Source organism: uncultured Campylobacter sp. (assembly GCF_963517995.1).
Taxonomy (GTDB): Bacteria; Campylobacterota; Campylobacteria; order Campylobacterales; family Campylobacteraceae; genus Campylobacter_A.
This window is the reverse complement of the sequence record NZ_CAUQHQ010000212.1, coordinates 1-2,539: the sequence shown is the minus strand read 5'-3', so window position 1 is coordinate 2,539 and position 2,539 is coordinate 1. Positions and strand designations below refer to the sequence as shown.

Below are 2,539 nucleotides of genomic sequence, written 5' to 3'. Positions count from 1 at the left end.
TTTCTCCGCTTTTACCCTCTTTTAAGTTTTTTACCAACAACGCATTCCTATCGTTGTTATTCTTAAAAAAATGCGTCGGATTGTCTTTTATCTCTTTGATTACGCGAAATACGTCCGCTTCGCTTTTAAACATTTCTGGATGCTTTAACGCTAGGCTCTTTAAATTTGCTGTCCATTCGTCGCTAAGTACGCCGCTTAAATCGTTTATCCATTTTTCAGGCTCAAATTTATGTTCGGCGTATTGCTTTGCCGCCCCGCCGTCCTTCATTATATACCCATCGCTCGCATCGCTTGCGCGATATGCTCCGCTCATTCGCTCCCGCTCGGACGCAAAACTATTTGCGTCCTCTATCGGCGCTCGCTCACCCTCTACCTCGTTTTTAGCCTTGATTTCGGCGGCGACTTGCGCGCGGACGTTATTTTCGTATACTTCGGCCGCTTTGCCGTTTGCGTAGTCTTTGGCGATGTTTATATCTTTTTTTGCGTAGGCTTGCGTAAAAGCTTGCGCGCTCTCGTCCGAAAAGCCTCTTTGTTTTAGCCTTGCGGCGTAAATTTCGGGAGCGTAGGCCTGAGCCGCGATATCTTTTTCAAGCGCGTAAAATATACCTTGTCCCGCAAGCCTTGGATCCACGTCCGGTCCTATTAAAATGATTTTGTCATAGACCGAAGGCTTTAGCCCTTCTCTTGAGGTTGCAGGGGTTTGATAACCCGTAGTAGTGATTGCCATAATTGCTCCTTTTCGTATGGTTTAGAGCGATTATCGCGTAGGTGGCAGTGTCAAATCTACCTAGTTTTGGGAAAAAATAGAGAAAAATAGTGTCAAAATTTGCATAATTTGGGAAAAATAGGAAAAATTACCCAAAAATTACCGCATTTTTTGGGAAATATGGGGTACCCCTTAAAGCAGGGGATTTGATTGTTAGATTAGTTGCCTTGCGCTATTTTATCTCGACATCGTCGCATATCAAGCTAATATCGGCTCCGTTTGCTTCTCTTAACGTTTTTAGAGTATGTTTAATGCTTCTCATAGCCTCTATGTTTAGCGTTTGAGGCAACCACTCCGCGCCGCAGTTAGGGCACTCGTTGAGAAAAACCTTGTGCGTTTCAAACACAAACGATATGGACGTCTGACAATGCATACAAACAAATTCTATGCCTTTTATATTTTTTACGTTTTGTTTCATTGCGTTGTTCTCCTTTTTGATTTTTTATTTTATCTTTTTTTACCTTACTTGCCCGCATCTCGCTATTCTAAACCTTTAAATTTATGGTATAATAGTCTAAATCTTGCGTTAATAGGGTCTAATTTTATCTTGGGCTCGTAACCCGAGCGAGTAAGAGCGGACTTAGTCCGTCCCTAGCGCAAGATTCCTAAAGAATTCATTATTCTCCAGTCTCCCATTTTCAAAATACATTGACTTAAACGCAAGCTCATTTCTTTTTTTCTTAATTTCCTCGACTATTACGTAGTAGCCGTTTATTTGCCTACCGCTAACTACTACTTCTTGCCCGGATTTATCCTTTGAAACCGCGCTTATCGACGCATTATCGGCATACTCCTCCCATTTTGCAATATCTTCAAGGGTTACGGGCTTTTGTCCGCTCTTTTTTACCAGATCGCTATCTTTACCGTGTCTATTGATGACGTGAGTTACGGCATCGGCTCCGATAGTGCGCCTTACGTCTTGCGGATGTTTAAAATTCAGCTCTTTGGCTCTTTTTACGTCTAGCTTATCTACGGCGATAGTCTTCTTTGAGTTCCACACGTACTCTACTATCTCCGCATTTAAATTCTCTCTACCGATAGGCGTCATATCTCGCCCCTTTTGCGCGCTAGCTTCTATCGCCTTTTTGGTTTGTTCGTTTTTTACTGCCTGAGCGTATCTACCTTTTGCCGCCTCTATTATCTCTATTTTTGTTTTTGTGCTTAGGTCTTTATTCGTTATAGTCTTTTGTAGTAGTTTGCCTAGCTCGTCTTGCTTTAGTTTATTTACGAAACTTGATATTTTTTCTTTACCCGCGTTCCCTTCTGCTATTTTTACTATCTGATCGTATAGTTTAGGATTAGTCTTTTTTAGAGTAGCCGCCGTTACCTTTGAGCCAAAAAGCCTGTATATAAAACCTTTAGCAAATTTCTCCGCGTCGAAGTTTCCGTTCTCGTCTTTAGCGTTTAGAGTTCCGCCCGCTAGGCCTGCTCCTACGTGAGGGTTTACGTATGTTTTTATAGCTTCTTCGTCTTTAGCCGAATTTTGTGGTATAATGGTTTCATCTTGGTAGCCCAAGCCTTGATTTTCAAGTTTGCTACCTAGCCGGGTGAAAGTTTGGATAACACCGGCATCATCTGCGGCGGACTCCGCTTTTGCGGTAGGCATCGTCCGGCTTTGATCGGAGTGGCGAGGGAGCCGTCTCGCCCCGTCGCTATATTCTACTTTTGGCAATTCGCCGTTTCCTAAATTTTCTTTATTTCTTTTTTGAAGTCTATCCAACCTTTTTTCGTTATTGATGGTTGCATGCACTATCTGCCCGTCCGTTTTCCTAA

General features: G+C 42.6%; 2 protein-coding genes and 1 pseudogene. All 3 read right to left on the bottom strand.

All coding sequences use genetic code 11. The annotated features are described in order from the left end of the window. On the bottom strand, window positions 1-727 hold a 727-nt coding region (locus RYL88_RS12685), incomplete at its 3' end, for a hypothetical protein (RefSeq protein ID WP_314991794.1). A 211-nt stretch (window positions 728-938) separates the two neighbouring features. Further along, window positions 939-1,184 (bottom strand): hypothetical protein, encoded by a 246-nt coding sequence (locus RYL88_RS12680; RefSeq protein ID WP_122871264.1) that lies wholly within the window; start codon window positions 1,182-1,184, stop codon window positions 939-941. A gap of 162 nt (window positions 1,185-1,346) precedes the next feature. Then, window positions 1,347-2,539 (bottom strand): annotated as a pseudogene (locus RYL88_RS12675) (hypothetical protein); the annotation flags it as partial.